Origin of the sequence: Tepidimonas thermarum (genome assembly GCF_007556705.1) — a bacterium.
GTDB lineage: Bacteria > Pseudomonadota > Gammaproteobacteria > Burkholderiales > Burkholderiaceae_C > Tepidimonas > Tepidimonas thermarum.
In genome coordinates this window covers 27,501-54,039 of sequence record NZ_VJOL01000012.1, presented here as the reverse complement: position 1 = coordinate 54,039, position 26,539 = coordinate 27,501, and the positions used below count along the sequence as shown (strand labels likewise).

Annotated in this window: 22 protein-coding genes and 2 pseudogenes (1 of these 24 running past the window's edge); 12 read left to right on the top strand and 12 right to left on the bottom strand. The window is 70.8% G+C overall.

Features of this window, described 5'->3' with window-relative positions; translation table 11 throughout:
• Positions 1–138 (bottom strand): annotated as a pseudogene (locus tag Tther_RS13725) (GTP-binding protein); the annotation flags it as partial.
• Here Tther_RS13725 and Tther_RS04785 point away from each other — a divergent pair.
• From Tther_RS04785 to secF, 5 genes and pseudogenes are all read left to right on the top strand, one after another.
• Positions 124–879: pseudogene (locus Tther_RS04785) on the top strand (DUF6537 domain-containing protein); the annotation flags it as partial. The pseudogenes Tther_RS13725 and Tther_RS04785 overlap by 15 nt on opposite strands.
• Before the next feature lie 92 nt (positions 880–971).
• Positions 972–1,973, top strand: a complete 1,002-nt coding sequence (locus tag Tther_RS04780; RefSeq protein ID WP_425472801.1) for a DMT family transporter — start codon at positions 972–974, stop codon at positions 1,971–1,973.
• Between the two features lie 151 nt (positions 1,974–2,124).
• Positions 2,125–2,445 (top strand): preprotein translocase subunit YajC, encoded by a 321-nt coding sequence (yajC, locus tag Tther_RS04775; RefSeq protein WP_143901435.1) that lies wholly within the window; start codon positions 2,125–2,127, stop codon positions 2,443–2,445.
• Positions 2,446–2,514: 69 nt separating this feature from the next.
• Complete coding sequence (gene secD / locus Tther_RS04770; protein WP_143901433.1) at positions 2,515–4,389, top strand: protein translocase subunit SecD; 1,875 nt, start codon at positions 2,515–2,517, stop codon at positions 4,387–4,389.
• Between the two features lie 18 nt (positions 4,390–4,407).
• The gene (gene secF, locus Tther_RS04765; RefSeq protein WP_143901431.1) at positions 4,408–5,352 is read left to right on the top strand and encodes a protein translocase subunit SecF; all 945 of its coding nucleotides are present in this window, start codon (positions 4,408–4,410) and stop codon (positions 5,350–5,352) included.
• Positions 5,353–5,376: 24 nt separating this feature from the next.
• On the opposite strand, the gene dprA is transcribed toward secF, so the two are convergent.
• Together dprA and Tther_RS04755 are read right to left on the bottom strand one after the other, a co-directional pair.
• A complete protein-coding gene (gene dprA / locus Tther_RS04760) occupies positions 5,377–6,492 on the bottom strand; it encodes a DNA-processing protein DprA (protein ID WP_143901429.1) in 1,116 nt (371 codons plus the stop codon).
• 20 nt (positions 6,493–6,512) lie between these two features.
• Positions 6,513–7,694, bottom strand: a complete 1,182-nt coding sequence (locus Tther_RS04755) for a LysM peptidoglycan-binding domain-containing protein (RefSeq protein WP_143901444.1) — start codon at positions 7,692–7,694, stop codon at positions 6,513–6,515.
• A gap of 192 nt (positions 7,695–7,886) precedes the next feature.
• Between Tther_RS04755 and def the strand changes: the two genes are divergently transcribed.
• The 4 genes from def to Tther_RS04735 are packed head-to-tail and all read left to right on the top strand — an operon-like array spanning position 7,887 to position 10,618.
• Positions 7,887–8,465, top strand: a complete 579-nt coding sequence (gene def / locus Tther_RS04750) for a peptide deformylase (RefSeq protein ID WP_143901427.1) — start codon at positions 7,887–7,889, stop codon at positions 8,463–8,465.
• A gap of 5 nt (positions 8,466–8,470) precedes the next feature.
• The gene (gene fmt, locus Tther_RS04745; protein WP_246098915.1) at positions 8,471–9,496 is read left to right on the top strand and encodes a methionyl-tRNA formyltransferase; all 1,026 of its coding nucleotides are present in this window, start codon (positions 8,471–8,473) and stop codon (positions 9,494–9,496) included.
• Positions 9,493–10,290, top strand: coding sequence for an AzlC family ABC transporter permease (locus Tther_RS04740; protein WP_143901425.1), 798 nt, complete (start codon positions 9,493–9,495; stop codon positions 10,288–10,290). Before fmt ends, Tther_RS04740 begins: the two co-directional genes overlap by 4 nt.
• Positions 10,283–10,618 carry an AzlD domain-containing protein gene (locus Tther_RS04735; protein ID WP_143901423.1) on the top strand — a complete coding sequence of 112 codons (336 nt, stop codon included), beginning with the start codon at positions 10,283–10,285 and terminating at the stop codon, positions 10,616–10,618. The genes Tther_RS04740 and Tther_RS04735 overlap by 8 nt, the downstream gene beginning before the upstream one ends.
• Here Tther_RS04735 and Tther_RS04730 read toward each other — a convergent pair.
• From Tther_RS04730 to Tther_RS04720, 3 genes are all read right to left on the bottom strand, one after another.
• Positions 10,569–12,500: a response regulator gene (locus Tther_RS04730; protein WP_143901421.1), complete on the bottom strand. Its 1,932-nt coding sequence runs from the start codon at positions 12,498–12,500 to the stop codon at positions 10,569–10,571. The two genes, Tther_RS04735 and Tther_RS04730, sit on opposite strands and share 50 nt — an antisense overlap.
• On the bottom strand, positions 12,497–13,024 hold the full coding sequence (locus Tther_RS04725) for a putative pterin-binding protein (protein ID WP_246098913.1): 528 nt from the start codon (positions 13,022–13,024) through the stop codon (positions 12,497–12,499). The genes Tther_RS04730 and Tther_RS04725 overlap by 4 nt, the downstream gene beginning before the upstream one ends.
• An 88-nt stretch (positions 13,025–13,112) precedes the next feature.
• Positions 13,113–15,158, bottom strand: coding sequence for an ATP-dependent helicase (locus tag Tther_RS04720; RefSeq protein ID WP_143901438.1), 2,046 nt, complete (start codon positions 15,156–15,158; stop codon positions 13,113–13,115).
• A gap of 114 nt (positions 15,159–15,272) precedes the next feature.
• On the opposite strand from Tther_RS04720, the gene Tther_RS04715 reads away from it, so the two are divergent.
• A complete protein-coding gene (locus tag Tther_RS04715; RefSeq protein ID WP_143901420.1) occupies positions 15,273–16,223 on the top strand; it encodes an AEC family transporter in 951 nt (316 codons plus the stop codon).
• Between the two features lie 28 nt (positions 16,224–16,251).
• Here Tther_RS04715 and priA read toward each other — a convergent pair whose 3' ends face one another.
• The 3 genes from priA to Tther_RS04700 all read right to left on the bottom strand — a co-directional run bounded on the left by priA (position 16,252) and on the right by Tther_RS04700 (position 21,999).
• The gene (gene priA, locus Tther_RS04710; RefSeq protein WP_143901417.1) at positions 16,252–18,363 is read right to left on the bottom strand and encodes a replication restart helicase PriA; all 2,112 of its coding nucleotides are present in this window, start codon (positions 18,361–18,363) and stop codon (positions 16,252–16,254) included.
• Positions 18,364–18,653: 290 nt separating this feature from the next.
• The gene (gene hemE, locus Tther_RS04705; protein WP_143901415.1) at positions 18,654–19,763 is read right to left on the bottom strand and encodes a uroporphyrinogen decarboxylase; all 1,110 of its coding nucleotides are present in this window, start codon (positions 19,761–19,763) and stop codon (positions 18,654–18,656) included.
• Positions 19,764–19,770: 7 nt separating this feature from the next.
• Positions 19,771–21,999: a protein-disulfide reductase DsbD family protein gene (locus Tther_RS04700; RefSeq protein WP_246098912.1), complete on the bottom strand. Its 2,229-nt coding sequence runs from the start codon at positions 21,997–21,999 to the stop codon at positions 19,771–19,773.
• A gap of 159 nt (positions 22,000–22,158) precedes the next feature.
• Between Tther_RS04700 and Tther_RS04695 the strand changes: the two genes are divergently transcribed.
• A complete protein-coding gene (locus Tther_RS04695; RefSeq protein WP_143901413.1) occupies positions 22,159–23,406 on the top strand; it encodes an SAM-dependent methyltransferase in 1,248 nt (415 codons plus the stop codon).
• A 26-nt stretch (positions 23,407–23,432) separates the two neighbouring features.
• Positions 23,433–24,293 (top strand): creatininase family protein, encoded by an 861-nt coding sequence (locus Tther_RS04690; protein ID WP_143901411.1) that lies wholly within the window; start codon positions 23,433–23,435, stop codon positions 24,291–24,293.
• A 19-nt stretch (positions 24,294–24,312) separates the two neighbouring features.
• Here the strand turns inward: Tther_RS04690 and Tther_RS04685 are convergent, their stop codons facing one another.
• The 3 genes from Tther_RS04685 to Tther_RS04675 all read right to left on the bottom strand — a co-directional run.
• On the bottom strand, positions 24,313–24,981 hold the full coding sequence (locus Tther_RS04685; RefSeq protein ID WP_143901409.1) for a histidine phosphatase family protein: 669 nt from the start codon (positions 24,979–24,981) through the stop codon (positions 24,313–24,315).
• A 64-nt stretch (positions 24,982–25,045) separates the two neighbouring features.
• Positions 25,046–25,684, bottom strand: coding sequence for a LysE family translocator (locus Tther_RS04680; RefSeq protein ID WP_143901407.1), 639 nt, complete (start codon positions 25,682–25,684; stop codon positions 25,046–25,048).
• On the bottom strand, positions 25,681–26,539 hold the 3' portion of the coding sequence (locus Tther_RS04675; RefSeq protein ID WP_143901405.1) for an ATP-binding cassette domain-containing protein. 1,121 nt of this gene lie beyond the right edge of the window; the window shows 859 of its 1,980 coding nt (coding positions 1,122–1,980); its start codon lies off the right edge, out of view; it ends in the stop codon at positions 25,681–25,683. Before Tther_RS04675 ends, Tther_RS04680 begins: the two co-directional genes overlap by 4 nt.

The following is a 26,539-nucleotide window of genomic DNA, read 5'->3' as shown; positions in this document are numbered from 1 at the left end:
CTTGTCGATTTTGGTCAGCGCCACCACGATCGGCACCCCGGCCGCCTTGGCGTGCTTGATGGCTTCGCGCGTTTGCGGCATGACGCCGTCGTCCGCCGCCACCACCAGGATGACGATGTCGGTGGCCGGCGCGCCGCGCACGATGAGGCGGCCCTCAAGCGCCTGTTGCAGCCCGCCCAGGTGGTCGAGCTGCGGCCGCGCCCGACGCTGGAGCACGTCATCCGCGTGCGGGTGGAGCACCTGACCGGCTACCAGAATGCCGCCTACGCCCAGCGCTACGAGGCGCTGGTGCGCCGCGTGCAGGCGGCCGAAGCGGCGCTGGGCACCGGCTCGACGGCGCTGACGGAGGCGGTGGCCCGCCATCTGGCGCAGCTCATGGCGTACAAGGACGAGTACGAGGTGGCACGTCTGTACACCGACGGCGCGTTTGTGCAGCGCCTGCGCGAGCAGTTCGAGGGCGACTTCACGCTGCGCTTTCACCTGGCGCCGCCGCTGCTGGCCAAGCGCAACGACAAGGGCGAGCTGGTCAAGCGCGAGTACGGTCCCTGGATGTTGGGCGCCTTCCGTTTGCTGGCCCGGTTCAAGGGCCTGCGCGGCACGGCCCTGGATCCGTTCGGTTACACCGAGGAGCGCCGCACCGAGCGTGCGCTGATTCGCGAGTACGAAGCCGCGATCGACGAGCTGCTGCGCGATCTGCGCGCCGAGCGGCTGCCGCTGGCGTTGGAGATCGCGCGCTGGCCCGCGCGCGTCAAGGGTTTTGGCCACGTCAAGGCGCGCAACCTGCAGGCGGCCCGCCCCGTGTGGGACGAGCTGTTGCGCCGCTGGCGCGCCGGCGAGGGTACCGCTGCGCCAGCCGGTGCGGGCGCGCGCGCGGCCTGAGCCACCCGCTGCCCGGCCTGGGGCCTGACCCTGCTTCCACGCCGGGCGGTCCGTATACTTGCGCCCTTTGGCACCACACAACCGGGGGGGCGATGGCGGCGCAAGGCGGCGGGGGGACGGCAGGGCTGGGCAGCGGCGTGCTGTGGGCGCTGGCGGCTGGGGCCCTGTGGGGGCTGGTGTTCGTCACGCCCCTGATGCTGCCCGAGTACCCGGCCGCGCTGCTGTCGGTGGGGCGCTACCTGGCGTTTGGGCTGTTGTGCCTGCCGCTGGCGTGGTTCGACCGTGCCGGGCTGCGCAGCCTGGTGCGCGCCGACTGGTGGCACGCGCTCAAGCTGGCTTTCGTCGGCAACCTGTTGTATTACGTGCTGCTGGCCAGCTCCATCCAGCGCACCGGCGGGCCGCTGTCCACGGTCATCATCGGCACGTTGCCGGTGGTCATCGCCATCGTGGCCAACCGCCGCGACGCGGCGCGCGACGGCCGCCTCCCGTGGCGGCGGCTGTGGCCCGCGCTGGTGCTGATCGCGCTGGGTATCGCGCTGGTCAACCAGACCGAGTTGCAGGCCGTGCTGGCCGACCCGGCGCGCGACGTGGCGGGGTATGCGCTGGGCGCGGCGCTGGCCGTGGGGGCGGTGGCCTGCTGGACCTGGTACCCGCTGCACAACGCGGATTGGCTGCGCGCCCATCCGCAGCGCAGCCCGCGCGCCTGGTCCACCGCCCAGGGCCTGGCAACGCTGCCGCTGGCGCTGCTGGGTTATGCCGCGCTGTGGGGGCTGGACGCGTTGCGCGACGATCCGTTTGCGATGCCGCTGGGGCCACGGCCGGCGCTGTTCGTGGGCTTGATGGTGGCGGTGGGGTTGCTGGCGTCCTGGCTGGGCACCCTGTGCTGGAACGCCGCCAGCCAGCGCCTGCCCACGGCGTTGGCGGGGCAGCTCATCGTCTTCGAGACGCTGGCGGCGCTGCTCTATGCCTATCTGTGGCGCGGACAGTGGCCGGCGCCGCTGTCGTTGCTGGGCATTGCGGCGCTGGTGGCTGGCGTGTTGTGGGGCGTGCGCGTGCGGCCCGAACCCGCGGTGGTGCAGGCGCACCCGGACTGAGCCCGCCCGGCCTGCGCGCCGCGCCACGTCACCTGCCGGGAATGTGGGCGGGCTACAATGGGCGTTTGCCATTGCGGGGGTTGGGCGGGCGCACGACGGCGCGCCCGCTCCCCCGCTGCCCCCAACCCTTTGCACGCCAGAGGAATCCGACGTGTTCATCTCCCCTGCTTACGCCCAGGCCGCCGCTGGCGGCGACGCGCCCTCGACGCTCATGAGCCTGCTGCCCCTGGTGCTCATGTTCGTGGTGCTGTACTTCGTCATGATCCGGCCGCAAATGAAGCGCCAAAAAGAGCACAAGGCGATGATCGATGCCCTGGCCAAGGGCGACGAGGTGGTCACCGCCGGTGGTTTGCTCGGCAAGGTATCCAAGCTCGGCGACACGTACATCGGCGTGGAGCTGGCCGACGGTGTCGAGGTGCAGATGCAGCGCAGCGCCGTGGTGCAGGTGCTGCCCAAGGGCACCCTCAAGTAAGCGGGTACGCGTGCGCCGCACAGCGTCGCGTCCAACCGTGGCGCCGCGGGCGCCGCAAGGCGTTTGTCCATGAACCGATACTCCTGGTGGAAGTACGCGATCCTGGTGGTCGTGTTCGTCATCGCCACCCTCTACACCCTGCCCAATTTCTTTGGCGAGGCGCCGGCGGTGCAGGTGTCGCCGGCCCGGGCCACCCAGCGCGTGGATGCGGACACGGTGGCGCGCGTCGAGCAGGCGTTGGCGGCTGCGGGCCTGACGGCCGAGGCGATCCAGTTCGACGGGCAGACGATCAAGGCGCGTTTTGCCTCGACCGAGGCGCAGATTCGGGCGCGTGATGCGATCGAGCGCGCGCTCAACCCGGATCCCGCCAACCCGTCCCACGTGGTGGCGCTCAACCTGTTGCCGCGCACGCCCGGCTGGCTGCAAAGCCTGCACGCGCAGCCCATGTACCTGGGGCTGGACCTGCGCGGCGGGGTGCATTTTCTGCTGCAGGTGGACATGGCCGCCGCGCTCGACAAACGCATCGAGGCGCTGGCGGCCGACGTGCGCACGGCCTTGCGCGACAAGGGCATCCGCCACGGCGGGGTGCGGCGCGAGGGGCAGACGGTGCTCGTGCGCGCGCGCGACGCGGCCACGGCGCGCGCGGCGGCCGACCTGATCGCGCGCGACTTTGCCGATTTGCAAATCGCCGAACGCGAGGACGGCGCCGAAACCGTGCTGGCGCTGACGCTGCGGCCCGACGCCGCGCGCCGCTTGCAGGAGCAGGCCCTCAAGCAAAACATCCTGACGCTGCACAACCGCATCAACGAGCTGGGCGTGGCCGAGCCGGTCATCCAGCAGCAGGGGCTGGACCGCATCGTGGTGCAGCTCCCCGGCGTGCAAGACACGGCCAAGGCCAAGGACATTTTGGGCCGCACGGCGACGCTGGAAATCCGCATGGTCGATGAAAGCCCCGAGGGGCGCGCCGCCGAGCGCGATGCGGGGCCGGTGCCGCTGGGCGCCGAGCGCTACCTGGACCGCAACGGCCTGCCCGTGATCGTCAAACGCGAGGTGATCCTGACCGGCGAAAACCTCACCGACGCGCAGGCCGGCTTCGACAGCCAGACGCAGGAGCCGGTGGTCAACCTGACCCTGGACGCCAAGGGCGCGCGCATCTTCCGCGACGTCACGCGCGACAACGTCGGCAAGCGCATGGCGATCCTGCTGTTCGAAAAAGGCAAGGGCGAGGTGGTGACGGCGCCGGTCATCCGCACCGAAATCGGGGGCGGCCGCGTGCAGATTTCCGGCCGCATGACGACGCGCGAGGCCAACGACACCGCGCTGCTGCTGCGTGCGGGGTCGCTGGCGGCGCCGATGGAAATCGTCGAAGAGCGCACCATTGGCCCGAGCCTGGGCGCCGACAACATCCGCATGGGCTTCAACAGCGTGGTCTGGGGCTTTGTGGCGGTGGTGGCGTTCATGTGTGTGTACTACCGGCTGTTCGGGGTGTTTTCCAGCCTGGCGCTGGCGTTCAACCTGATGCTGCTGGTGGCCGTGCTGTCCATGCTGCAGGCGACGCTGACGCTGCCCGGCATTGCGGCCATGGCGCTGACGCTGGGCATGGCGATCGACGCCAACGTGCTCATCAACGAGCGCGTGCGCGAGGAGCTGCGCAACGGCTCGGCGCCACAGACGGCCATCCACAAGGGCTACGAGCACGCCTGGGACACGATTTTGGACTCCAACATCACCTCGCTGCTGGCCGGGTTGGCGCTGCTGACCTTCGGCTCGGGGCCGGTGCGCGGCTTTGCCGTGGTGCACAGCATCGGTATTCTGACCAGCATGTTCTCGGCGGTGTTTTTCTCGCGCGCCCTGGTCAACCTGTGGTACGGGCGGCAGAAGAAGCTGCGCGCGGTCTCGATTGGCATACGCGTGGCCCCCGCGGGCGCTGGCAAGCCCGACTGATCCGCCTGGAGAGCGATGATGGAGCTGTTTCCGATCCGCCGCGACATCCCGTTTACGCGCCACATGCTGGTGCTCAACCTGGTGTCGCTGGTGACGTTTTTGGCCGCCGTGGTCTTTTTGGTCACGCGCGGGCTCAACCTGTCGGTGGAATTCACCGGCGGCACCGTGATCGAGGTGTCGTATGCCCAGCCGGCGGACCTGGCGCAGGTGCGCGCGGCGGTGGCGTCGCTGGGCTACACGGACGTGCCGGTACAGCACTTTGGCAGCGCGCGCGACGTGCTGATGCGCCTGCCGCTGCGCGAGGGGCTTGCCTCGGGCCAGCAAACCGAGCAGCTGCTGGCCGCGCTGCGTGCGCAGACCCCCGATGTCGAGCTGCGCCGCACCGAATTCGTCGGCCCCCAGGTGGGGCGCGAGCTGGTGGAAAACGGCTTGCTCGCGTTGGCCTTCGTCATCGCCGGCATCATGATCTACCTGGCCGTGCGCTTCGAGTGGAAGTACGCGGTGGCCGCGATCATCGCCAACCTGCACGACGTGGTGATCATCCTGGGCTTTTTCGCCTTCTTCCAGTGGGAGTTTTCGCTGGCGGTGCTGGCGGCGGTGTTGGCGGTGCTGGGCTACTCGGTCAACGAGTCGGTGGTGATCTTCGACCGCATCCGCGAGACGTTCCGGCGCCAGCGCAAGATGACCGTGCGGCAGGTGATCGACCACGCCATCACCTCGACCATGAGCCGCACCATCATCACCCACGGCTCGACCGAGGCGATGGTGCTGTCGATGCTGCTGTTTGGCGGTCCGACGCTGCACTACTTTGCGCTGGCGTTGACCATCGGCATCCTGTTTGGCATCTACTCGTCGGTGTTCGTGGCCGCCGGCATTGCGATGTGGCTGGGCATCAAGCGCGAGGACCTGGTCAAGCCCGCCAAGAAAGCCGACGACGACCCCAACGCCGGCGCCGTGGTCTGATTCGCACTCGCGCCTCAGCCGCGCTCAGGCGCGCGCGACGCGCTGCAGCCGCCCCCCTGGCAGCCGCTGCACCACGCCCTTGAGCTCCAGCGCCAGCAAATGCGCCTGCAACTGTGGGGTGTCCCAGCCGCAGCGCGCCTGCAGCAGGTCGAACGGCGTGGGGTCGTGGCCCAGCGCGGCCAGCACCGGATCCTCCGCTGGGTCCGTCCCAGCGTCGCCGTCGGCCGCCGCCGCCGGGGCGGTCAGGGCGGGCGGCCCCCACACGCCGGTGAGCTCCTCGCGGATGTGCTCAGCGGTCTCGACCAATTTGGCGCCCTGGCGAATCAGCGCGTGGCAGCCGCGCGACTGTGGCGAGTGGATCGAGCCGGGGATGGCGAAGACCTCCCGCCCCATGTGGGTGGCCAGCTCGGCGGTGATCAGCGAGCCGGAGCCCAGCGCGGCCTCGACCACCAGCGTGCCCTGGGTCAAGCCCGCGATCAGGCGGTTGCGGCGCGGAAAATGCGGCGCCAGCGGCGGCGTGCCCAGCGGGTATTCGCTGACCACACAGCCAGCGGCGGCGATGCGGTGCGCCAGCGCCCGGTGCCGCGCCGGATAGACCCGGTCCACCCCCGTGCCCACCACGGCCACGGTGACGCCGCCGGCGGCCAGCGCCCCCTCGTGCGCTGCAGCGTCGATCCCCGCGGCCAGGCCCGAGACGATGACCACCCCTTCCGCGGCCAATGCCTGCGCAAAGGCGCGGGCGTTTTCGGCGCCTTGCGGCGTGGGGTTGCGGCTGCCCACCACGGCCAGCGCGCGCGGTGCCGACAGCGCAGCCGCATCGCCTACCACGTGCAGCAGCGCCGGCGGGTCGGGTGTGGTCAACAGCGGCGCGGGGTAGCGCGTATCGCCCAGCGCGATGAGGTGGTGCTGCGGGTCGGCCAGCCACTGCCGTGTGTGCTGCCGCAGCGCGTCCCACCCGGCGGGCGTGGCGCGCAGGCGGGCGGCGAGCGCGGGGCCGACGACCTCGGCCAAGGCGCTGGCGGGCTGGGCAAAGATGTGGGCCGGCAGGCCAAAGGCCGCAAGCAGCCGCCGCGCGGTCACCGCGCCCACCCCATCGGTGGCGGTCAGCCGCAGCCAATCCTCCCAATCGTCGGGTGCCACCTGTGCCGTCCCCCGTCGCGTCAGGGGTTGACGAAGCGGTCGCCGGTGCGCACGCCGTCGGTGATTTGCAGGATGAGCGCGTAGGCCACCTGGTCAAAAACGCGAAACACCATCATCAGCCCGTTGCGTTCGCTCGGTAACACCAGGGCCGGTTGGGCCTCGTCGGTTTTGTCGGTCACCGTGTCGCGGTTTTTGAGCAGCGCCAGCACGTGGCCGACCTCCAGCCCATCGCGGCGGCCGCGGTTGAGCACCACGATTTGGTGTTGGCCGGCGTACTGCACCGCGTCGCCATGCACCTTGACGATGCGGCCTTGCACGGCTTGGCTGGGCGCGTGCGGCACGTAATGTTGCTGTTCACGGGCCGTTTGTGGCAACAGACGGTCGCCGATGCGGATTTCCTCGCGCGCCTGCAGGATGTCGATCGTGGCCGGCACGATCGCGGTGCGGCCGTCGGGTGCATCGTCGACGCGCTCGCCGCGCACCAGCACCGCGCGGCCGACGGCATGCGCCTCGTAGCCGAGCAGCTCCCCGGTTTCCGGGTCGCGCAGGGGGGTGGCGTTGCGGTAGATGCTCAGCACGCGCCCGCCCGTGCCCGCGCTGGCTTGCAGCGCATCGCCGCTGAGCGCCTCGCTCGGCCCGGACTGGCCGCGGGCGTAGGCGCGGTCGCCGCGCGCCAGCAGCACGCGGTGTTCCGGCCCGGCGACGATGCGTGGCGCCGCCTGGTGGGCGTCGCCATCGACCACGTGCACATCGGCCAGGAAGGGTTCGATCGCGCCTGGCGGCAGCGCGGGCACACTGCCGTCCACGGGCTGTGCCCGCACGCGCGGCGACCACTTGACCGTGGGTGGCTCATCCGTGGCGAGTGCGAGCACCGCCCGGTCGCCCACGCGCGTGAGCACCAGCACCTGCCCGGGGTAGATCAGGTGGGGGTTGCGGATTTGCGCCAGGTTCATGCCCCACAGCTCGGGCCAACGCCAGGGGCTTTTGAGGTAGAGCGTGGCAATGGCCCACAGCGTGTCGCCGCGCCGCACGGTGTAGCGCTCGGGGGCGTTGGGGGCGAGTTCGGACAGCGGCACGCCGGCCTGCGCGACCTGTTGCGCCGTGGCGCGTTGCTGCGGCGTGATCGGATAGGACGGGAAGGCGGCCGCCGCGCTGGCCGCACAGGCGAGCAGCGCCAGCGCGGCGCAGCGGGCAGCGCCCATGCCATGGCGCGTGCCAGTTCGCGACGGGGCGTGGGCCACGGGGACGGATGGGGCGGGGCGCAGGGGCATAGAGGTCATCGATCGCAATCGTTCCCTTTGGATTGTGCGGTCTGCCCCCACATCTGGCAATGCCATTGCAGTCTGTGGCCTGGCGCCACGGGGCAAAAGTGGTGAAAATAGCGACATTCACCTATGAACGCCTCCACCGACACCCTGCCCATTTTGCGCTACCCCGATCCGCGCCTGCACACCGTGGCGCGGCCGGTAGCCGCCGTCGATGAGCGCGTGCGCGCCATCATCCCGCGCATGCTGGCCACGATGTACGCCGCCAACGGCATCGGCCTGGCGGCCACGCAAGTCGACATCCACGAGCGCATCATCGTCATCGACGTCAGCGACTCGCGCGACCAGCCGCTGGTGCTGATCAATCCCGAGCTGGAGTGGGCCAGCGACGAAAAACGCCGCGGCGAGGAGGGGTGCCTGTCGGTGCCTGGCATCTACGACGGCGTCGAGCGTTCCGTGGCGGTGCGCGTGCGCGCGCTCGACGAGCACGGCGTCAGTCGCGTGATCGAGGCCGAAGGGCTGCTTGCGGTGTGCATCCAGCACGAGATGGACCACCTCATGGGCAAGGTATTCGTCGAGTACCTGTCCCCGCTCAAGCGCGAACGCATCAAGACCAAGCTGCTCAAGGCCGAGCGCGAAGCGGCGCGCGCCGGTGCGCACGAAGGCCGTCCCCGCCCGCGCCGGGCCGCGGCGGAGGCCCGGCTTTGACCGCCATGTCCGAGGGCACGCCGGCGGCGCCTGTGCCCCGGCTCGGCGAGCCACGCCCGTTGCGGGTGGCGTTTGCCGGCACGCCAGCGTTTGCCGCCACGGCGTTGCAGGCCATCGGCGACGCAGGTTACCCGATCCCGCTCGTGCTCACGCAGCCGGACCGGCCGGCTGGGCGCGGGCTCAAGCTGCACCCTTCGCCGGTCAAGGCGCTGGCCGTGGCGCGTGGCTGGCCGCTGGCGCAGCCGCGCGGGCTGCGCCTGGACGGCCGTTGGGCCGACGATGCCGCAGCGGCCCGCGCTGCGTTGGCGGCGGCCCGGCCCGACGTGCTGGTGGTGGCGGCGTACGGGCTGATCCTGCCGCGGTGGGTGCTGGAGCTGCCGCGGCTGGGCTGCCTCAACATCCATGCGTCGTTGTTGCCGCGCTGGCGCGGCGCGGCGCCCATCCAGCGCGCCATCGAGGCGGGCGACACCGAAACCGGCATCACCTTGATGCAAATGGACGAGGGTCTGGACACGGGCGACATCGTGGCGATGGAGGCCTTGCCGATCGGTGCGCACGAGTCCGCCGGGGTCCTGCACGATCGCCTGGCCGAACTCGGCGCGCGCCTGGTGGTGCAGGCGCTGCGGGCCGCGGAAGCGGGGCCGCTGCCGCGGCGGCCCCAGCCGGCGCAGGGCGTGACCTACGCGCACAAAATCGACAAGGCCGAGGCGGTGCTGGACTGGTCGGCGCCCGCTGCGCTGCTGGCGCGGCGCGTGCGGGCCTTCGACCCGGTGCCCGGCGCCATGACCACCCTGGAAGGGGCCCCGCTCAAGGTGTGGGCCGCGCATGCCGAGCCCGGCCCGGCGGGTGCGCCCCGCACCGCGCCGGGGACCGTGCTGGCCGCCGACGCGACCGGGCTGCGCGTGCAAACCGGCGCCGGTGTGTTGGTGCTGACCGAGGTGCAGCGCGCGGGTGGCCGGCGCCTGGCGGTGCGCGATTTTTTGCGTGGTACCCCGGTGGCGGTGGGCACCCGGCTGGGGGACGCGGGGTGAGTGCTGCGGCGGCAGCGGCGCCGTTTTGGCGGGCGTCGTTTCTCAACCCCGCGCTGTGGCGCCGGCCCGCGTTTGCCGCGGGCGCGCGCGAGCTGGTCGGCGTGGCCACCGGGATTGGGGCCTGGGGCCTGATGACGGGGGTGGCGATGGTCAAGTCCGGCCTGACCCCGCTGGAGGCGCTGTTGATGACGCTGCTGGTCTATGCCGGCAGCGCCCAGCTCGCGGCGGTGCCGCTGATCATGGCGGGCGCACCGGTGTGGGTGATTTTGGCCGCGGCGTTTTGTGTCAACCTGCGTTTCGTGGTGTTTTCCATCCACCTGCGCCCGTACCTGGCCCATTTGCCGCGCGGGCAGCGCCTGCTCACCGGGTACCTGACCGGCGACCTGAGCTACGTCTTTTTCGCCCGGCGCTATCCCCACCCGGGCCGCACGGCGGACGAGCGCGCCGACCAAGAGGCCTACCTGGCGGGCAGCTGTGGTGTCAATTACGCGTTTTGGATGACCGCCAGCGTGGTGGGCATTGCGCTGGCCAACGCCATTCCCACGCAATGGGGGTTGGGGTTTGCGGGCATTTTGGCCCTGCTGGGCGTGGCCTGCTCCCTGGCCACCTCGCGGCTGCGCGTGCTGTCGGCGGCGGTGGCGGGGTCGGCGGCGGTGGCGGCGTGGGCGTTGCCGCTCAAGCTCAACATCGTGGTGGCGATTGCGGCGGCCGTCGTCGTGTGCCTGATCGCCGAGGCGCACGGGCCGCGCTGGCTGCGCGGTGCGCCGGTCGCGGCGCAAGGCCACCATGGCTGAGCTCGACCTCGGCCGGTTGCTGATCTTCGTCGCGCTGGCGGCGGTGACGGTGATCACGCGCGGGTTCTTTTTTCTCTCCGACCGCCCGTGGCGGCTGCCCCACTGGGCCGAGCGTGGCTTGCAGTACGCGCCGATTGCCGCGCTGGCGGCCGTGGTGGTGCCGGAAATCGTGATGCGCGATGGCGCCCTGATCACCACCTGGCAGGATGCGCGGCTTTATGCGGCGCTGGCGGGCGCGCTGTGGTTTTTTGGGCGCGGTGGGGTGTTGGGTACGATCGTCACGGGGATGGCGGTGTACCTGCCGCTGCACCTGGGTCTGGGCTGGTGAGGTCGACGCGCGCGGCCACGCAGCGCGCCATCACCGCCTCGAGCTGCGCCCGCTGCACCGGCTTGGCCACAAAGCCATTCATGCCGATGGTCTGGGCCAGGGTCTGCGCGTCGTCGGTGGCGTCGGCCGTCAGCGCCACGATGGGCACCCGACCGCGCGCACCGGGCAGCGCGCGGATGCGCCGCGTGGCCTCCAGGCCGTCCATCTCGGGCATGTGCAAGTCCATCAGCACGATGTCGAAATCGTGTTGCGCCGCCTGTGCCACCGCCTCCGCGCCATGGTGGGCAAACGTCACGCGATGCCCCAGTTTTTCCAGCAACAGCCCGATGAACTTGCGGTTGACGGGGTGATCCTCGGCCACGAGCACGCGCCAGCCGGGGGCGGGCGCCGTCGTGGGCTGCCACGGGCCAGGGCGGCTGGACGCAAAGCCCGAGGGTGGCGCATCCGGCACGGCGATGCGGGTGACCCAGGTGGCGGTGAAGGTGGAGCCCACGCCCAGTTGGCTGTGCACCTGCACATCCCCGCCCATGAGGCGCGCCAGCGTGCGCGAAATGTCCAGCCCCAGGCCACTGCCGCCGTAGCGGCGCGTAATCGACGGGTCCGCCTGCTGGAAGCGCTGAAACAGCCGGCCCAGCATCGCCTCGTCCATGCCGATACCGGTGTCGCGCACGACGGCGGTCCAGCGCACCCGGGTGTCATCGCCGGGGATGCGCTCGGCACGCACCTCGAGGTCCACGTGACCCTGTTCAGTGAATTTGATGGCGTTGCCCAGCAGGTTGAGCAGGATCTGGCGCACGCGCGTGCCGTCGGCTTCGACCCACGGCGTGCCGCCGTCGTCAATGGACAGGTTCAGCGCCAAACCTTTGCGCTGCGCCTGCGGCAGCAGCCACTGGTGCACCTCGCGCACCAGCCGTGGCAGATCCAGCGGCTCGGGCTGGATGCGCATCTGCCCGGCGTCCAGCGCCGAGACGTCCAGGATGTCGTTGAGCAGGCTCAGCAGGTGTTCGGCGGAGGCGCGTGCGGTTTGCAACTGGTCGCGCTGCTCGGGTGTGAGCGGGCTGTCCTCGAGCATCGCCAGCATGCCCAGCATGCCGTTGAAGGGCGTGCGCAGCTCGTGGCTCATGTTGGCCAGGAACTGGCTCTTGGCGCGGTTGGCCGCCTCGGCCTCGTCGCGCGCGCTGCGCAGCGCGGCGTTGAGGGCCTCGAGCGCCAGCCGCTCCTGCCATTGGCGGCGCTGGCGCAGCCACAGCGCGGCGGCGGCAGCCAGCAGCACCACCACCTGGGCCGCCATCAGCACCACCACGTAGTCGCGCAGGCGGCGCACCTCGTGCAGCTTGGTGTTGACGATGTCGCCCACCAGGCTGTTGGCCGCCAGCGACAACGCCTGCACGTCGGGCCCCAGCGCCTCCATCTGCCGCAGGGCATCGGCCAGTGGCCTGGGGTCCGGGCCGGCCAGCCCGGCGTCCAGGGTGTTGACCAGCCCCGCCAAAGCGGGCAGCAGCTGCTGGTACTCGGGCAAGGGATGCAGCCGGCGGGTCGATGGGCTGTCGCGCAGCAATGCGACACGCCCCGCATAAATTTCGTGCCGCAGGGCCAGAGCGTCCCAATCCGGCGCAGCGCGGCCGCGCAGGGCCAGGGCCAGCTCGGCGCGCAGACGCAAAAACTCCCGCTCGTGTTGAAACACGAGCGCGGTCATCGAGTCGGCCTGCAACTGGGCCGACTCTTCCGCCGTGCGCGCCTGCTGCAGAAAGACGGTCAGCAACACCGCTAAGCCAGCGGCCAGCACGGCTGTGGTCAGCGCCAGCCAGACCAGAAAGCGCCGGCCCTCGGCCGCACCAGACGCCGGCGACGCCGCGGTGGCGGGAGCCGGTGCCGGTTTCATTCGATATCGAGCGCCTTGAGTTGCCAGATCGAGCGTTCGTAGTACCGTTTGTCCTTGAGCGCCGGGTCGCGGTCGAACGGGTAGACGACGAACAGCGGCCCTTTGTCGCGCACGGGCATGGGTTCGCCATTCTTGCGCGTGGCGACGATGACGTCAAAGCGCTGCGCGTCCGCGACCGGGATGGCGACCCGGTAGTCGTTGAGCGCGGTGGCCTTGATCTGGCTGCCGTTGGCCCCCACGGCGGCCAGCAGGTCGCGCAGGCGCGGGCCGCGGAAGGTGATGGGTTTGTCCTCCCACGGCGTCATGGTCGTGAAGCTGTGCTGCGGCAGCGCTTCCAGCATGGCCAGGTCGAAGACCGCAGTGTTGCCCCGGTTGTGCACGGCGATGCGCCCGCCCACGGTCAACACCACACGGTCTTTGGGGGCGGGCAGCGTGGTGGTTTGTGCCCCCAGGCCACCCACCCACGCCAGCGCGCCAGCGCCCACGCCGTGCATGAAAAATCTGCGGGAAATTGAAGTGTTCATGGTGTTGAATCCGCAAAAATTGTCAATTTTTGCGGATCGTAAAGGATGTGTCCAGGCTCCGGCAAGGGTGGGGGCGGCGGCGGGGCACTCAGGCGGCCCGCGCGGCGGCGCGCGCGGCAAATTCCTCGCGCAGCGCGCGCAGCTTGGCGCGCGGGTCCTCCTGCGCGGTGGCGGGGTCGAGCTGCATTTCGGCGATGAAGCGGCTGGCTTGCGCGGGCACGCGCTCGCGCCCCTGCTTGCGTTGCTTGAGCCAGCTCACCACCAGCGTGCGTTGCGCGCGTGTGATGCCGACGTACATCAGGCGGCGCTCCTCCTCGATGCGTGCGGCCAGCGCCGCCGCATCGCCGTCGGCGTCGGGCTTGAACGGCAGCAGTCCCTCGTTGACACCGGCCAGGATCACGTGTGGCCACTCCAGGCCCTTGGCGGCGTGCAAGGTGGACAGTGTCACCACGTCCTGGTCCTGCTCGCGCTCGGCCAGCGTGCTGATCAGCGCCACGGTTTGCGCCACCTCCCACAGCGCCTTGGGCTCGCGCGCCAGCGCCGCCCCGCCGCTGTCGTCGATGTAGCCGCCGCAGCGCTGCACCATCCAGTCAACGAAATCCAGCACATGGCCCCAGCGCGCGCTGGCCTGCTGCGGGCTGTCGGACTGGTCGAGCAGGTGGGCTTCGTAGCCGATGTCGGCCAGCCAGTCCTGCAGCACGGCGCGCGCCGCCTCGTGCCCCACCGCGTGGCGGGCGCGGTGCTGCAAAGCGTTGACGGTGCGGCCAAACTCGTGCAGTGCCGCCAGCGCGCGCGGCGACAGCAGCGCCGCCAGCCCGGGCGCAAACAGGGCTTCGAACAGGCTCAGGCGGGCGCTGGCGGCGTATTGGCCCAGTTGGGCCAGCGTCTGGTGGCCGATGCCGCGCCGCGGGGTCGTGACCGCCCGCAAAAAGGCCGGGTCGTCGTTTTCGTTGGCCAGCAGGCGCAGCCAGGCGCACAAATCCTTGATTTCGGCGCGGTCGAAGAAGCTGGTGCCGCCGGAGACCTTGTACGGGATGTTGGCCTTGCGCAACGCCACCTCGAAGGCGCGCGACTGGTGGTTGGCGCGGTAGAGGATGGCGCAATCCCGCCACGCCGCGCCTTGCACGCGCAGGCCCTGGATGCGCGCCACGGCGCGCTCGGCCTCGTGTTCCTCGTGGTCGCAGGCCAGCACCCGTACCGGCTCGCCTTCGCCCAGCGCGCTCCACAGCGTTTTGGGAAACAGCTTGGGGTTGGGGCCGATGACGGCGTTGGCCGCGCGCAGGATGGCGTTGGTGGAGCGGTAGTTTTGCTCCAGCTTGATCACCTTGAGCGTGGGGAAGTCCTGCGGCAGGCGGCGCAGGTTGTCCAGCGTCGCGCCGCGCCAGCCATAGATCGACTGGTCGTCGTCGCCGACGCAGGTCAGGCGTGGGTCGTCCCGCTCGCCGTGGCCGACCAGGGCCTTGAGCAGCTCGTACTGGGTGGCGCTGGTGTCCTGGTACTCATCCACCAGCACGTGGCCCAGACGCTGCTGCCAGCGCTGGCGCATGTCGGCGTGTTCGCGCAGCAGCTTGAGCGGCAGCACGATCAGGTCGTCGAAGTCCACCGCCTGGTAGGCCGCCAGCCGCTCGTGGTAGCGCGCCATGATCAGGGCAATCTGCCGCTGGGCGTCGTCGCGCGCCTGGGCCAGCGCCTGTGCCGCATCCAGGCCGGCGCCCTTCCACTGGCTGATCGTCCACTGCCAGTGGCGCGCGGTGGTGCTGTCGGTGGTGCCGCCGCAATCCTTGAGCAGGGCGACGATGTCGTCGGTGTCCAGAATCGAAAACTGGGGCTTGAGGCCGATGGCCGCGCCGTCCTCGCGCAGCATGCGCACGCCCAGCGCGTGAAAGGTGCACAGCAGCACGCCTTGCGCCGCTTTGCCCACCAGGGTGCGGGCGCGCTCGCGCATCTCGGCCGCGGCCTTGTTGGTGAAGGTGATGGCGGCGATGCGCTCCGGCGCCAGCCCGGCTTGGATGAGGCGCGCGATTTTGTGCGTGATCACGCGCGTCTTGCCCGAGCCCGCCCCGGCGAGGACGAGCGAGGGCCCGTGCAGGTGGTGAACGGCTTCGAGCTGGGCGGGGTTGAGCGTGTCGTGCATCGGCAACGGGACGGTCCGGTCGAGCGGCACAGCCGCGAGCGGCGATGATAGCGGCCGGCGGCACGACCCCCCGGCGACAGCGCGGCACGGTTGGCACCGCTACCATCGCACCCCATGGGCGCCATCCTGCTGGTCACGTTTCCCTTTTTTGCGCTGGTGGCCGCTGGCTATCTGGCCGCGCGGCGGCGCTGGCTGCCGCTGGAGGCGATCCCGGGCCTCAACGGCTTCGTGCTGTTTTTCGCGCTGCCGGCGATGCTGTATCGCTTTGGCGCCTCCACGCCGATCGCGCAATTGCTCGACGGCGCGGTGGCCGGGGTGTGGCTGCTGTGCGCCCTGGCGCTGGTGGGTTTTGCGGTGGCGGTCAGCCTGGGGGGGCGCATCCGCTGGAATGACGCGGCGTTCGGGGCGCTGGTGGCGGCCTTTCCCAACTCCGGCTTCATGGGTGTGCCGCTGATCGCCGCGGTGCTCGGGCCGCAGGCCGTGGGCACGGTGATCGTGGTCATCGTCGTCGATATGGTGATCACGAGTTCGTTGTGCATCGCGCTGTCGCGCCTGGACGCCGGCGAGGGCGGGGCGCGCGCGGCGTTGCGCCAAGCCCTGCTGGGCGTGTTGCGCAACCCCATGCCGTGGGCCATCGGCCTGGGGGCGCTGGCGTCGGCGTGGCGCGTGGCGCTGCCCGGCCCGCTGGAGAAAACCGTTGGCCTGCTGGCCGATGCCGCCAGCCCGGTGGCGCTGTTCACCATTGGCGCGGTGCTGGCGCGTTCGCAGATGCAGGCGGACCACCCGATGCCGTGGCGCGATTACGTGCCGCTGGCGCTCATGAAACTGCTGCTGCACCCCGTGCTGGTCTTGCTGGTGGGGGCGGCAGCGGTGCAGCTGGGCGTGGCGCTGCAGCCTGCGGCGCTCACCATCATGGTGCTGACCGCAGCGCTGCCGAGCGCGAGCAACGTGTCGTTGCTGGCCGAGCGCATGGGCGCGGACAACGGCCGCGTGGCGCGCATCATCCTGGTCTCGACGGCGCTGGCGTTCGTGACGTTTGCCGCGGCGGTGGCCTGGCTGCGCTGACGCCCCCCGGCGCAACCGCTGCTGCGGTTCAAAAGCTCAGCGGGTCCACGTCGATGGCCCAGCGCACCAGGCCGCGCGTGTCGGCGTGGGCGCGCAGCGTGTGCAGCCGCGGCAGCCACGCCGCCAGCAGCGCCTGCAGGGCGGGGCGGTGCGGGCTTTCCAGCAGCAGCTGCGCGCGCTCGATGCCGGCCACACGCGTCATCGTCATGGGCACGGGGGCGTACAGCGTCACGTGGGGGCGCCCGGGCAGGTCGTGCGCGGCCGCTGCGGCGTGCCGCAGCCAGGCCAGCGCGGCGTCGAGCTGACGCGCCTCGGCACGCAGCAAGGCTTGGTGGCTGAAGGGCGGCATGCCAGCGGTGCGGCGCTCGTGCAACTGCTGCGCCGCAAACGCGGCGTAGTCGTGCCGCGCCAGCGCCGCAAACAGCGGGTGTTGCGGATAGGCCGTCTGCACCCAAAGCTCCACCACACTGCCCTGCGCCGCAACGAAGGCGGCATCGCGCCCCGCGCGCCCGGCGGCCTGCATCAGCAGGGTGAACAGCCGCTCGGGGGCGCGCCAGTCGCTGGCGAACAACGCGCCGTCGGTGTTGACGCTGGCCACCAGCGTGATGCGCCGAAAGTCGTGGCCCTTGGCGATCATCTGCGTGCCCACCAGCACGTCGATGGCGCCGCTGTGGACGGCCTCCAGCGTGTGCTCCAGCGCGCCCGCGGCGCGTGCGGTATCGGCGTCGAGTCGGCCGATGCGCACGGGGGATCCATCCGCTCGCCGCAGGCTCGCCAGCGCGAGGGCCAGTTGCTCTTCCAGTTGCTCGGTGCCGCGGCCGATCGGCGTCAGGTCCACATTGCCGCAGTCCGGGCAGGCACGCGGCACCCGCGCGGCGTGCCCGCAGTGGTGGCAGCGCAGGCTGCGATCCCCTTTGTGGTAGACCAGGTGTGCGCTGCAGTGCGGGCAGCCGCTTTTCCAGCCGCAGGCGTCGCAGGCGATCACCGGTGCGTAGCCGCGGCGGTTGAGCAGCACGAGCGCCTGCTCACCCCGTGCCAGCCGCGCCTCGATGGCGGCCAGCAACGCCGGTGCCAGGGTCGTGCCGCGCGGCTGCTGGCGCATGTCGACAAGGCGCAGCTGCGGCCAGCACGCGCCGCCCATGCGCTGGGCCATGTCCACCCGCTGGTAACGCCCCACGGCGGCGGCATGCCAGCTCTCCAGCGCGGGGGTGGCCGAGCCCAGCACCACCCGGCAGCCGAGGTCGGCGCCCAGACGGGCGCGGTAGACCGCCAGGTCGCGTGCCGAGTAGCGCGCCCCCTCCTGACTTTTGTAGCTGGGGTCGTGCTCCTCGTCCACCACGATCAGGCGCAGCCGCGGCAGGCTGGCCAGCACAGCGGTGCGCGTGCCGAGCACGATGCGCGCTTGTCCGCGATGCGCGGCCAGCCAGTGCTGCAGGCGCTGCGCCGGCGTCAGCCCGGAGTGCAGGGTGGTCACGGCGTCGCCAAAACGGGCGCGAAAGCGCTGCTCGAGTTGGGGGGTCAGGTTGATCTCGGGCACCAGCACCAGCGCCTGGGCCTCGGGGTCATCGGCCAACAGGCGTGCGGTGGCCTGCAGGTACACCTCGGTTTTGCCGCTGCCGGTGGCGCCAAACAACAGCACGGGGCGGTCGCTGGTGTCGATCACCGCCAACGCATGCGCTTGCGCGTCCGTGACGCTGGGGGGCTGCCCCCCCGGCGTGGACGGGGCGGCACTGTGCCGGGCGCGCGCGGCCTTGTGCAGCCGCCGCGTGAGCTGTGCCGCGCTCAAGGTGCGCAGCGCCGGTGGCAGGGCGGCCAGGGCCACCTCCCCCAGCGTGCGCTGGTAGTAGCGGGCCGCAAACGCCACCAGCGCGCGCCAGCGGGCGTCCAGCGGCGGCAGCGCCTCCCACACCTCGGCGACGGGGCGCAGCGCACCGGCTGGCGCTTCGCGGGGCGTTGCCGTCGGCTCCCACACCATACCCAACACCTCCCGCCGGCCGAGGGGGACACGCACCAGCGTACCGGGGGCCAGCGGCCGTGCCGCCAGATACGTCAGCGGCTCGCCCAGCCCGCTGTGTGCCGGGGCCGCGACGACCACCTCGACCGCGACGGCGCCGGCCGGGGGCACCACTGCATCAGCCATGGCGCGGGCCAGCGCGCCAACCGCTTGCGCGGACGGGGGTTTTGGCGCTTACCCCAAGAATCTGTGGATAACGTTGTCGACAAGCTGCGGATCGCGCCAGCAAAGCCTTGCCAATCAAGGTTTTGGTGGGATTGCCCAAAAAATTGGCGCTGCAGTAAACCTGAAGCATTTCAATGGGTTAGGTTGGATGCGCGGCAGCTGGTCGGTGGGCGTGCGGTTGCGCTGACATTGTGCACCGCACACCCCAAAGTGTGCATAAAAACGCCCGCCCGCGCGCCGATGGTGCGCCATTAGGTGCGCGCGCGCATGCGGCGCGAGTGCGTGTGCACGGTCTCGAGCAGCGCCTGCACGTGCTCGGGTGGCGTGTGCAGCCCGATGCCGTGCCCCAGGTTGAAGATGTGGGTGGGGCCGCGGCGTGTCGGGTCGGTGTGGGGGGGGCCAAACGATTCCAGCACGCTCTGCGCTTCGGCGGCGATCACCTCGGGCGGTGCAAGCAGCGCCGCCGGGTCCAGATTGCCTTGCAGCGCTTTGCCGGGGCGTCCCGGCGCCCAAAGCCGTTGCCGTGCGCGCCCCAGGTTGACGGTCCAGTCCACCCCCAGCACGTCGCAATCGAGGTCGGCCATCTCGTCCAGCCACAGGCCGCCGCCTTTGGTGAACACGATGCGCGGGATGATCTGCCCGTCGTGCTCGCGTGGCAGCTGAGCCAGCACCCGGCGCGTGTAGGCCAGGCTGAAGGTCTGAAACGCACCATCGGCCAATACGCCCCCCCAACTGTCGAACACCATCACCGCTTGCGCGCCGGATTCGATCTGGGTTTTGAGGTAGAGCGCCACGGCGTCGGCGTTGACCGCGAGCAGCCGGTGCATCAGGTCGGGCCGGCTGTACATCAGCGTCTTGACGTGGCGGTAGTCGTCCGATCCACCGCCTTCGACCATGTAGCACGCCAGGGTCCAGGGGCTGCCGGAAAAGCCGATCAGCGGCACACGGCCGTTGAGCGCGCGCCGGATCGCGGTGACGGCGTCGAACACGTAGCGCAGCCGCTGCATGTCCGGCACGGCCAGCGCGGCGACGTCGGCCTCGGTGCGCACGGTGCGCGCAAATTTGGGCCCTTCGCCGGTGGCAAAGCTCAGCCCCAGCCCCATCGCATCGGGCACGGTCAGGATGTCCGAAAACAAAATGGCGGCATCGAGCGCGTAGCGCTGCAGCGGCTGCAGCGTCACTTCCGTGGCGTAGTCGACGCTCGTGGCCAATCCCATGAAGCTGCCGGCCCTGGCCCGTGTCGCGCGGTATTCGGGCAGGTAGCGGCCGGCCTGGCGCATCAGCCACAGCGGCGTGTAGTCGGTGGCCTGACCCAGGCAGGCGCGCAGGAAGGTGTCGTTTTGCAGGGGGGCGAAGGTCATGCGCGGATTATCGTCGCGCCGCCGCCTGGAACGCGGCGCGCACCTCCGCCACGCTGAGGATTTCGGTGAGCATCCGCGGCGCCTGTCCCGGCACATGCAGCACATAGACCGGCACCCCGCTGCGGCCCAGCGCCGACAGCGCTTCGGTGATGACGGGGTCGCGCCGTGTCCAGTCGGCGCGCAGCAACGCGATGTTGGCGGCGGCCGCATCGTGCAACACGGCCGGGTCGCCCAATACTGTGGCCTTGTTGACTTGGCAGGTCACGCACCATGCCGCGGTGAAATCGACGAATACCGGGCGGTTGGCGGCGAGCAGCTCGGCCTGCCGTTGTGGGGACCAAGGCTGCCACGTGCCGTCCGCCTCGGCATCGGCCGCGACCGCCGCCGGGGCGGACGCCTCGCGCACCACGTAGGGCCCCAGCGCCCACAACGCCGCGGCCAGCAACAAGGCCGCTGCCGTGCCCAGCCAGCGCGCGGCGCGCCCGTGCAAGCGCGTGGCCCACAACACCGCCGCGAGCGCGAGCAGGATCAACAACAGCGCCGCCACGGCATGGATGCCGCTTTGCTGGCCCAGCACCCACAGCAGCCACACGACGGTCGCAAACATCGGAAACGCCATGGCCTGGCGGAAGGTCTCCATCCACGGCCCCGGCCGCGGCAGCCGCCGCGCCAGCGCCGGCCATGCACTGGCGGCCAGATAGGGCAGCGCCATCCCCAGCCCCAGCGTCGCAAACACCGCCAGCGCCTGCACCGGGGGCAGGGTGACGGCCAGGCCAAGCGACGCCCCCATGAACGGCGCGGTGCACGGTGAGGCAATGGCGGTGGCCAGCACCCCGGTCAAAAAGGCATCCGCTGCCGGGTGGCGCAGCTGCAGGCCCGCCAGGCCCGAGGGCACCCACGATCCGAAGGCAAACAGCCCCGCCAAATTGAGCCCGATCACGGTAAACAGCGTGGCCAAAGCGGCCACCACCAACGGGTTTTGCAACTGAAAGCCCCAGCCCACGGCTTCGCCGGCGGCGCGCAGGCCCAGCAGCGCCGCCCCCAGGGCCAGAAACGACACGACCACGCCCGCGGTGTAGGCCAACCCGCCCAGCCGCTGCGCCCGCACATGGGGGCCATGGGACTGGAAGGCCATGACCTTGATCGCCAACACCGGAAAGACGCATGGCATCAGGTTCAGGATCACGCCCCCCAGCAGCGCCCCCAGCAACGCCAGCCCCCAGCCAAGGCCGACGGACGCCTCGGGCGTGGGTGGCGCTGCGCCATCGGCCGGTGCCGGCGCGGTGGTGGGCTCGGTCGGTGGCGGCGTCTCGATCGCGGGCCATGTGCCGCTGACGGGCCACGTCAGCCGTACGCCGGTCGCCCCGGGGCCATGCGGCGCCGCCGGCGGCGGGGCCAGGACGAATGCCAGGCGGTCAGGCGCCTCGCTGCGGTAGGGGCTGAGCGGTATCGCCGCGCGCCACACGTCGCCCTCCCACGACTGGGTCCAAGGGGCGCCCGGGGCGATCAGGTTGCCGGTTTCCGGGAAAAACTCCAGCCGCTGCCCGCGCCAGTCGGCGGGCAGCCCGGCCACCTGCAGGTGCAGCCGATCGCCCTCGACGCGCAGCTCGCCGCGCCCCTCCCAGGGGCGGGGGGCGGACGCCAGCGCGGCTTCGAAAGCGGCCGCATCGGCGACGATGGCCGCGCCCACCGGCCAGCGCATGCGCAGCCGGGCTTCTTCGGGGACGCACTCGCGGCGGCAAATCAGCCAGGTGGCGTGCACCTCGACGTCCAGCGTGGAGCCCGCAAAGCCAGGCGTGATGGTCACGGGCACCGGCAACAGCACGGTTCCGTCGTAGCCGTAGTTGGCCAGCTCCCCGATGGGGAATTTGCGCGGTGTCGGCCAGACGATGTCGCCGACTTGCACCCCGGCGGGCAGCTGCCAGTTCAGCTCGATCGGCAGCCCCGAGTCGCCGGGGTTGCGCCAGTAGGTGTGCCACTCGGGCGCGTGCTCGATGCGCACGCCCAGCCACACCGACTGGTCGGGCGCGATGCCCTGCGGCGCGTGTGCCAGCAGGGACACGCGCGCGTACTCGGTCTTGGCCGTGCCTGCCGCCGCATCACCCTGCGTGGACAGCACCCATGCCGTTTGGGCCATCACCCAGGGCGTGAGTACCGCCAGCCCGAGGGCGGCGATCCACGTTCGCCAACGCCGGACCATGGCCAGGGTGGAGCTGCTGTGCCGTTGGGTGTACATCGTTGCCATTGCGACGGGATGGAGGGAAAAATCCCCAGGGGGTTCCCGATTGTCCTGCAGTCCGGCCGTGCCCGCCATGCCACGCGCGCGACAACCCCCAGGGTTTGCAACGTGCGGATTTTGTTCAACAATGAAACGGTTGAATCGCTGGAGGGTGTCATGCCAGTCCTGGATCAGGCGATTGAGGGGTGGGTGCGGCGCTGGCGCGAGCGCGTCGATTTGCCGTTGCGCGTGCGCTGGCGGGCGGGTGGTGCCGCCGAGGCCGGGCCGCAATGGGATCTTGGGCGCTTCGACGAGCCGCGCGTGGTGGTCACGATCCGCGACGCCGCGGCCGTGCCCGCGTTGCTGACACCCAGTCTCGACAGCCTGGGCCAGGCCTACGTCGAGGGGCATATCGACGTCGATGGTGCGATCGAAGACGTCATCGCCATGGCCCAGGCGCTGGTTGCCCGCGCCGACGAGGCGCCCACACAAGGGCCGCTGCGCCGTTGGCTGCGGACCTTCGTCCACACGCGCCGCGCCGACCGCGAGGCCATCCAGTACCACTACGACGTCTCCAACGCCTTCTACGCCGAATGGCTGGATCCGGCCATGGTCTATTCCTGCGCGTACTTCGAGCGTGGCGATGAGGATCTGGCCACCGCGCAGCGCCAGAAAATCGACCACATCCTGACCAAGATCCGCCTGCAACCGGGGCACACGCTGCTCGACATCGGCTGCGGCTGGGGCGCGTTGGTCATCCGCGCCGCACAAGCGTTTGGCGCGCGCTGCGTGGGCATCACGCTGTCGCAGGCCCAGTACGACCTTGCGCGCGAGCGCGTGGCCGCCGCCGGGCTGCAAGATCGCGTCGAGATCCGGCTGCAAGACTACCGCGACGTCGACGGCACGTTCGATCGCATCACCAGCGTCGGCATGTTCGAGCACGTGGGGCTGCGCCACCTGCCCGATTACTTCCGCATCATCCGCGAGCGGCTGGCGCCTGACGGCTGGGCGATGAACCACGGCATCACCACCACCGACGCGCACGATGGCGAGACGCCCCACGGCGGTGGGCGCTTCATCGACCGATACGTCTTTCCACACGGCGAGCTGCCGCACATCAGCACCGTGCTGCGCACCATGCAAGAAGGTGGCCTGGAGTCGTTTGACATCGAAAACCTGCGCCGCCACTACGCGCGCACCCTCATGCACTGGAGCTGCGCCTTCGAGGCCAAGCGCGAGAAGCTGCGCACCCTGGTCTCCGAGCGCATCTGGCGCATTTGGCGCGTTTACCTGGCCGGGTGTGCCTGGGCCTTCGAGCACGACCAGATCGCGCTGTTTCAGGTGCTCTGCCGTCCCGCCGGCCGCAGCGCGCAGGAGCTGCCCTGGTCGCGGCGCTGGATATACGAGGCGCATTCTCGGCCGTGAACGCCGGTGGCCGATAAGATGTCGGCATGCACACCCGCGCCCCTGCCGATACCCCCGTCCGCCTCAAGCGCTGGGCGGATCTGCCTTGGCCGGCATTTGCGGCGCTGGACCCGGCCCGGACGGTGGCGGTGCTGCCCGTGGGCGCCACCGAGCAGCATGGCCCGCACCTGCCGCTGGACGTCGACACCGCCATCGTCGATGCCGTGCTGGCGGCCGCCGCCCCCCATGTGCCGGCGCCTGCGCCGGTGTACGTGCTGCCGACGCTGCCCGTGGGGCTGAGTCCGGAGCACGCGCGCTTTCCCGGCACGCTCACCCTGTCGGCGGACACCGCGCTCGCGCTGTGGCGTGACATCGGCGCTTCGGTTGCCCGTGCGGGGGTGCGCAAGCTGGTCATCTTCAACGGCCACGGAGGCCACGTCGGGCTGATGGATCTGGTCGGGCGCGAGCTGCGCGCGCGCCACGACCTGCTGGTCTGGGGCGTCAACTGGTTTCACCTGCCGCTCATCGAACCCGATGGCCACGACCTCGAGACCGATGTGAGCGCGCACGAGCGCCGCTTTGGCGTGCACGCGGGGCAGGTCGAAACCGCGCTGATGCTGGCCATCGCCCCCGACCGCGTGGCATGTGAGGCACTGCGCGATTTCCCCTCGACGTCCGAGCAGCGCGCCCGCCGCTACCCGCTGCTGGGCAACGGCCGCAGCGCCAAGCTGGCGTGGCAGATGCAGGATGTCAACCCGGCCGGTGCCGCGGGCAACGCCGCAGCGGCGGACGCTGAGTGGGGGCGGCGCGCCGTGGCGGCCGCGGGTCGCGCGCTGGCCCAATTGCTGCACGAGGTGATCGAGGTGCCGCTGGCCACCGCGGTGTCCGGGCCAACGGCGGCCCGATAGCCCTGCGCCCGTGCACCGCTTACGCGTGTGTGATCCAGTCGCGATGTTCCGGGCCCGCCAGGTGGGGCAGGGTGTTGAAGCTCACCAGCGCGCAGCGTTTCGGGTGGTGCGCCACCTCGCTGACCGCCGTGTTGCGCAGGCGCAGGTTGAGCTCGATGGTCGTCTCCGGGCTGGCGCCCAGCAGGTGTCCCACCAGCGTCGCAATGGGCCCGCCGCTGCTGACCACCAACACGTCGCCCGAGTGGTGCGCGCGCACATGGTCCAGCACCGCCACGGCATCGCGCACGAATTGCGGGTAGTCGGGCATGCCACGCGGTGAAATCACACCCGCCATCCACTGGCGCAGCGCATCGCGCAGCAGCCGAAAGTGCGCACGGTACCCCTCGGGCGTGTGGGGGTCGCCGGGCGGCGGCGCGCGCAGCGCCTCGATGAGCGCGGCGCTGTCGTATTCGTCCAGTCCGGGCCACACATGCGCCTGCAGGTCTTGGCCCCAGCCGGCCTGGATGGCCTGCCAGGTTTCCTGGTGGCGGCGCAACGTGCCCGTGAACACTGCGTCAAAGCGCATCCCGTGCGCACGAAAATGCTCGCCCAAGCGCTGGCCCTGCCGCCAGCCCAGCGGGCTTAGGCGGTCGTAGTCGTCGCTGCCAAAAGAGGCCTGCCCGTGCCGCACGAGGTGGATCGTTCCCATGGCGGCATTCTGGACCGCGGGTCCGTGGCGGGCAGTCGCCGCCGCGACGACGGCGACGGGCGGGTCATGTTGCTCGCAGGCCGCTGTGCAGCATCCACAACGCCGTGATCACAAGGGCTGTGGCCATCACCCGGTTGAAGATGCGCAGCCGCCGCCCTGTCGGTTGCCCCTGCACAATCGGACCGCTGAGCCAGCCGCGCAACGCCGCGCCCATCACGGCGTAGGTCAGGTTGCTTGCCAACGCATACAAGACCATCACCGCCAGCACCAGTGCAAAGCGTGTGCCGGTCAGCGCGTGGCCCTGGATCCACCCCGCCACGACCGACAGCGACAGCATCCACGCTTTGATGTTGAGAAATTGCAGCGCCACGCCACGCGCGAACGACACCGGCGGCGGCTTTGCGTGCGCCGTGGCCCACGCCGCCGTTCGCGCCAGCCGCCAGGCCAGCCACAGCAGATACGCCACCCCACCCCACACGATGCCCAGCCGCAGCGCCGGCATGGCCAGCACCATGGCCCCCACGCCCGCGGTGGACAGCACCAGCAGCAGCGACCAGCCCACCGGCACCGCGCACACGAAAGGCAGCGCGTGGCGCAGCCCGCCATTGGCGGCCAGCGCGGTCGATAAGGTGGTGTTGGGGCCGGGCGTGAAGGTGGTGGCGGTGGCCAAGACCAACAGGGCCACCAGTTCGCTGTGGTTCATCGCGCCGTACTCGCGGGGTTGTTGCCAGGGCCCGCCTGCTCGAGGGTTTGCAGGGCCTCCCAGCGTTCCAGCGCGTCCATCAGTTCGGCCTCGATCGCGCCGTGCCGCACGGCCAGCGCGTGCGCGCGCTGCGGGTCACGCCCGTACAGCGTGCCGTCGGCCAACGCCGCCTCGATGGCCCGTTGCTCGGCTTCCAGCGCATCGATGCGTGCCGGCAGCGCCTCCAGCTCGCGCCGCTCCTTGTAGCTCAGCCGCCGGGCGGCGCTTGGCGCGCGGGTATCGGCAACCGGCGCCGGTGCGGCGTGGGTGGTGCGTGCGTCGCCGTCCGCTGTTTTCGCCGCGGTGTGGCCTTCGTCGCGCCACGCCGAGGGCCACACCGGCACCCGCCCGTGCAGCCGTATCGACTGCGTCATCCAGTCTTCCACCCCGCCTTCGTATTCGCGCCAGTGGCCATCCCCTTCGAACACCAGCGTGCTCGTCACCACCGCATCCAAAAAGCGCCGGTCGTGGCTGACCAGGAACACCGTACCCGGATAGTCCGCCAGACGCTGTTCCAGCAGCTCCAGGGTCTCGATGTCCAGGTCGTTGGTCGGTTCGTCCAGCACCAGCACGTTCGCGGGGCGCGCCAACAGCCGGGCCAGCAGCAGCCGGTTGCGTTCGCCACCCGAGAGCGACCGCACCGGGCTTTGCGCGCGGGCGGGCGCAAACAAAAAGTCCGCCAGGTAGCTGCGCACGTGGGTGCGCCGACCCTCCCACTCGATCCACTCGCTGCCCGGGCTGATGAAATCTTCCAGCGTCGCATCCAGCTCCAGCGCCGCGCGCATCTGGTCGAAATACGCCACGGTCAACTGGCTG

Coding starts and splice junctions, on each gene's coding strand:
- Tther_RS04780 (WP_425472801.1), top strand. CDS start 972: ATGGCGGCGCAAGGCGGCGGGGGGACGGCAGGGCTGGGCAGCGGCGTG.
- secD (WP_143901433.1), top strand. CDS start 2,515: ATGAACCGATACTCCTGGTGGAAGTACGCGATCCTGGTGGTCGTGTTC.
- secF (WP_143901431.1), top strand. CDS start 4,408: ATGGAGCTGTTTCCGATCCGCCGCGACATCCCGTTTACGCGCCACATG.
- Tther_RS04755 (WP_143901444.1), bottom strand. CDS start 7,694: ATGGGCGCTGCCCGCTGCGCCGCGCTGGCGCTGCTCGCCTGTGCGGCC.
- def (WP_143901427.1), top strand. CDS start 7,887: ATGAACGCCTCCACCGACACCCTGCCCATTTTGCGCTACCCCGATCCG.
- fmt (WP_246098915.1), top strand. CDS start 8,471: ATGTCCGAGGGCACGCCGGCGGCGCCTGTGCCCCGGCTCGGCGAGCCA.
- Tther_RS04735 (WP_143901423.1), top strand. CDS start 10,283: ATGGCTGAGCTCGACCTCGGCCGGTTGCTGATCTTCGTCGCGCTGGCG.
- Tther_RS04730 (WP_143901421.1), bottom strand. CDS start 12,500: ATGAAACCGGCACCGGCTCCCGCCACCGCGGCGTCGCCGGCGTCTGGT.
- Tther_RS04725 (WP_246098913.1), bottom strand. CDS start 13,024: ATGAACACTTCAATTTCCCGCAGATTTTTCATGCACGGCGTGGGCGCT.
- Tther_RS04720 (WP_143901438.1), bottom strand. CDS start 15,158: ATGCACGACACGCTCAACCCCGCCCAGCTCGAAGCCGTTCACCACCTG.
- Tther_RS04715 (WP_143901420.1), top strand. CDS start 15,273: ATGGGCGCCATCCTGCTGGTCACGTTTCCCTTTTTTGCGCTGGTGGCC.
- priA (WP_143901417.1), bottom strand. CDS start 18,363: ATGGCTGATGCAGTGGTGCCCCCGGCCGGCGCCGTCGCGGTCGAGGTG.
- hemE (WP_143901415.1), bottom strand. CDS start 19,763: ATGACCTTCGCCCCCCTGCAAAACGACACCTTCCTGCGCGCCTGCCTG.
- Tther_RS04700 (WP_246098912.1), bottom strand. CDS start 21,999: ATGTACACCCAACGGCACAGCAGCTCCACCCTGGCCATGGTCCGGCGT.
- Tther_RS04695 (WP_143901413.1), top strand. CDS start 22,159: ATGCCAGTCCTGGATCAGGCGATTGAGGGGTGGGTGCGGCGCTGGCGC.
- Tther_RS04690 (WP_143901411.1), top strand. CDS start 23,433: ATGCACACCCGCGCCCCTGCCGATACCCCCGTCCGCCTCAAGCGCTGG.
- Tther_RS04685 (WP_143901409.1), bottom strand. CDS start 24,981: ATGGGAACGATCCACCTCGTGCGGCACGGGCAGGCCTCTTTTGGCAGC.
- Tther_RS04680 (WP_143901407.1), bottom strand. CDS start 25,684: ATGAACCACAGCGAACTGGTGGCCCTGTTGGTCTTGGCCACCGCCACC.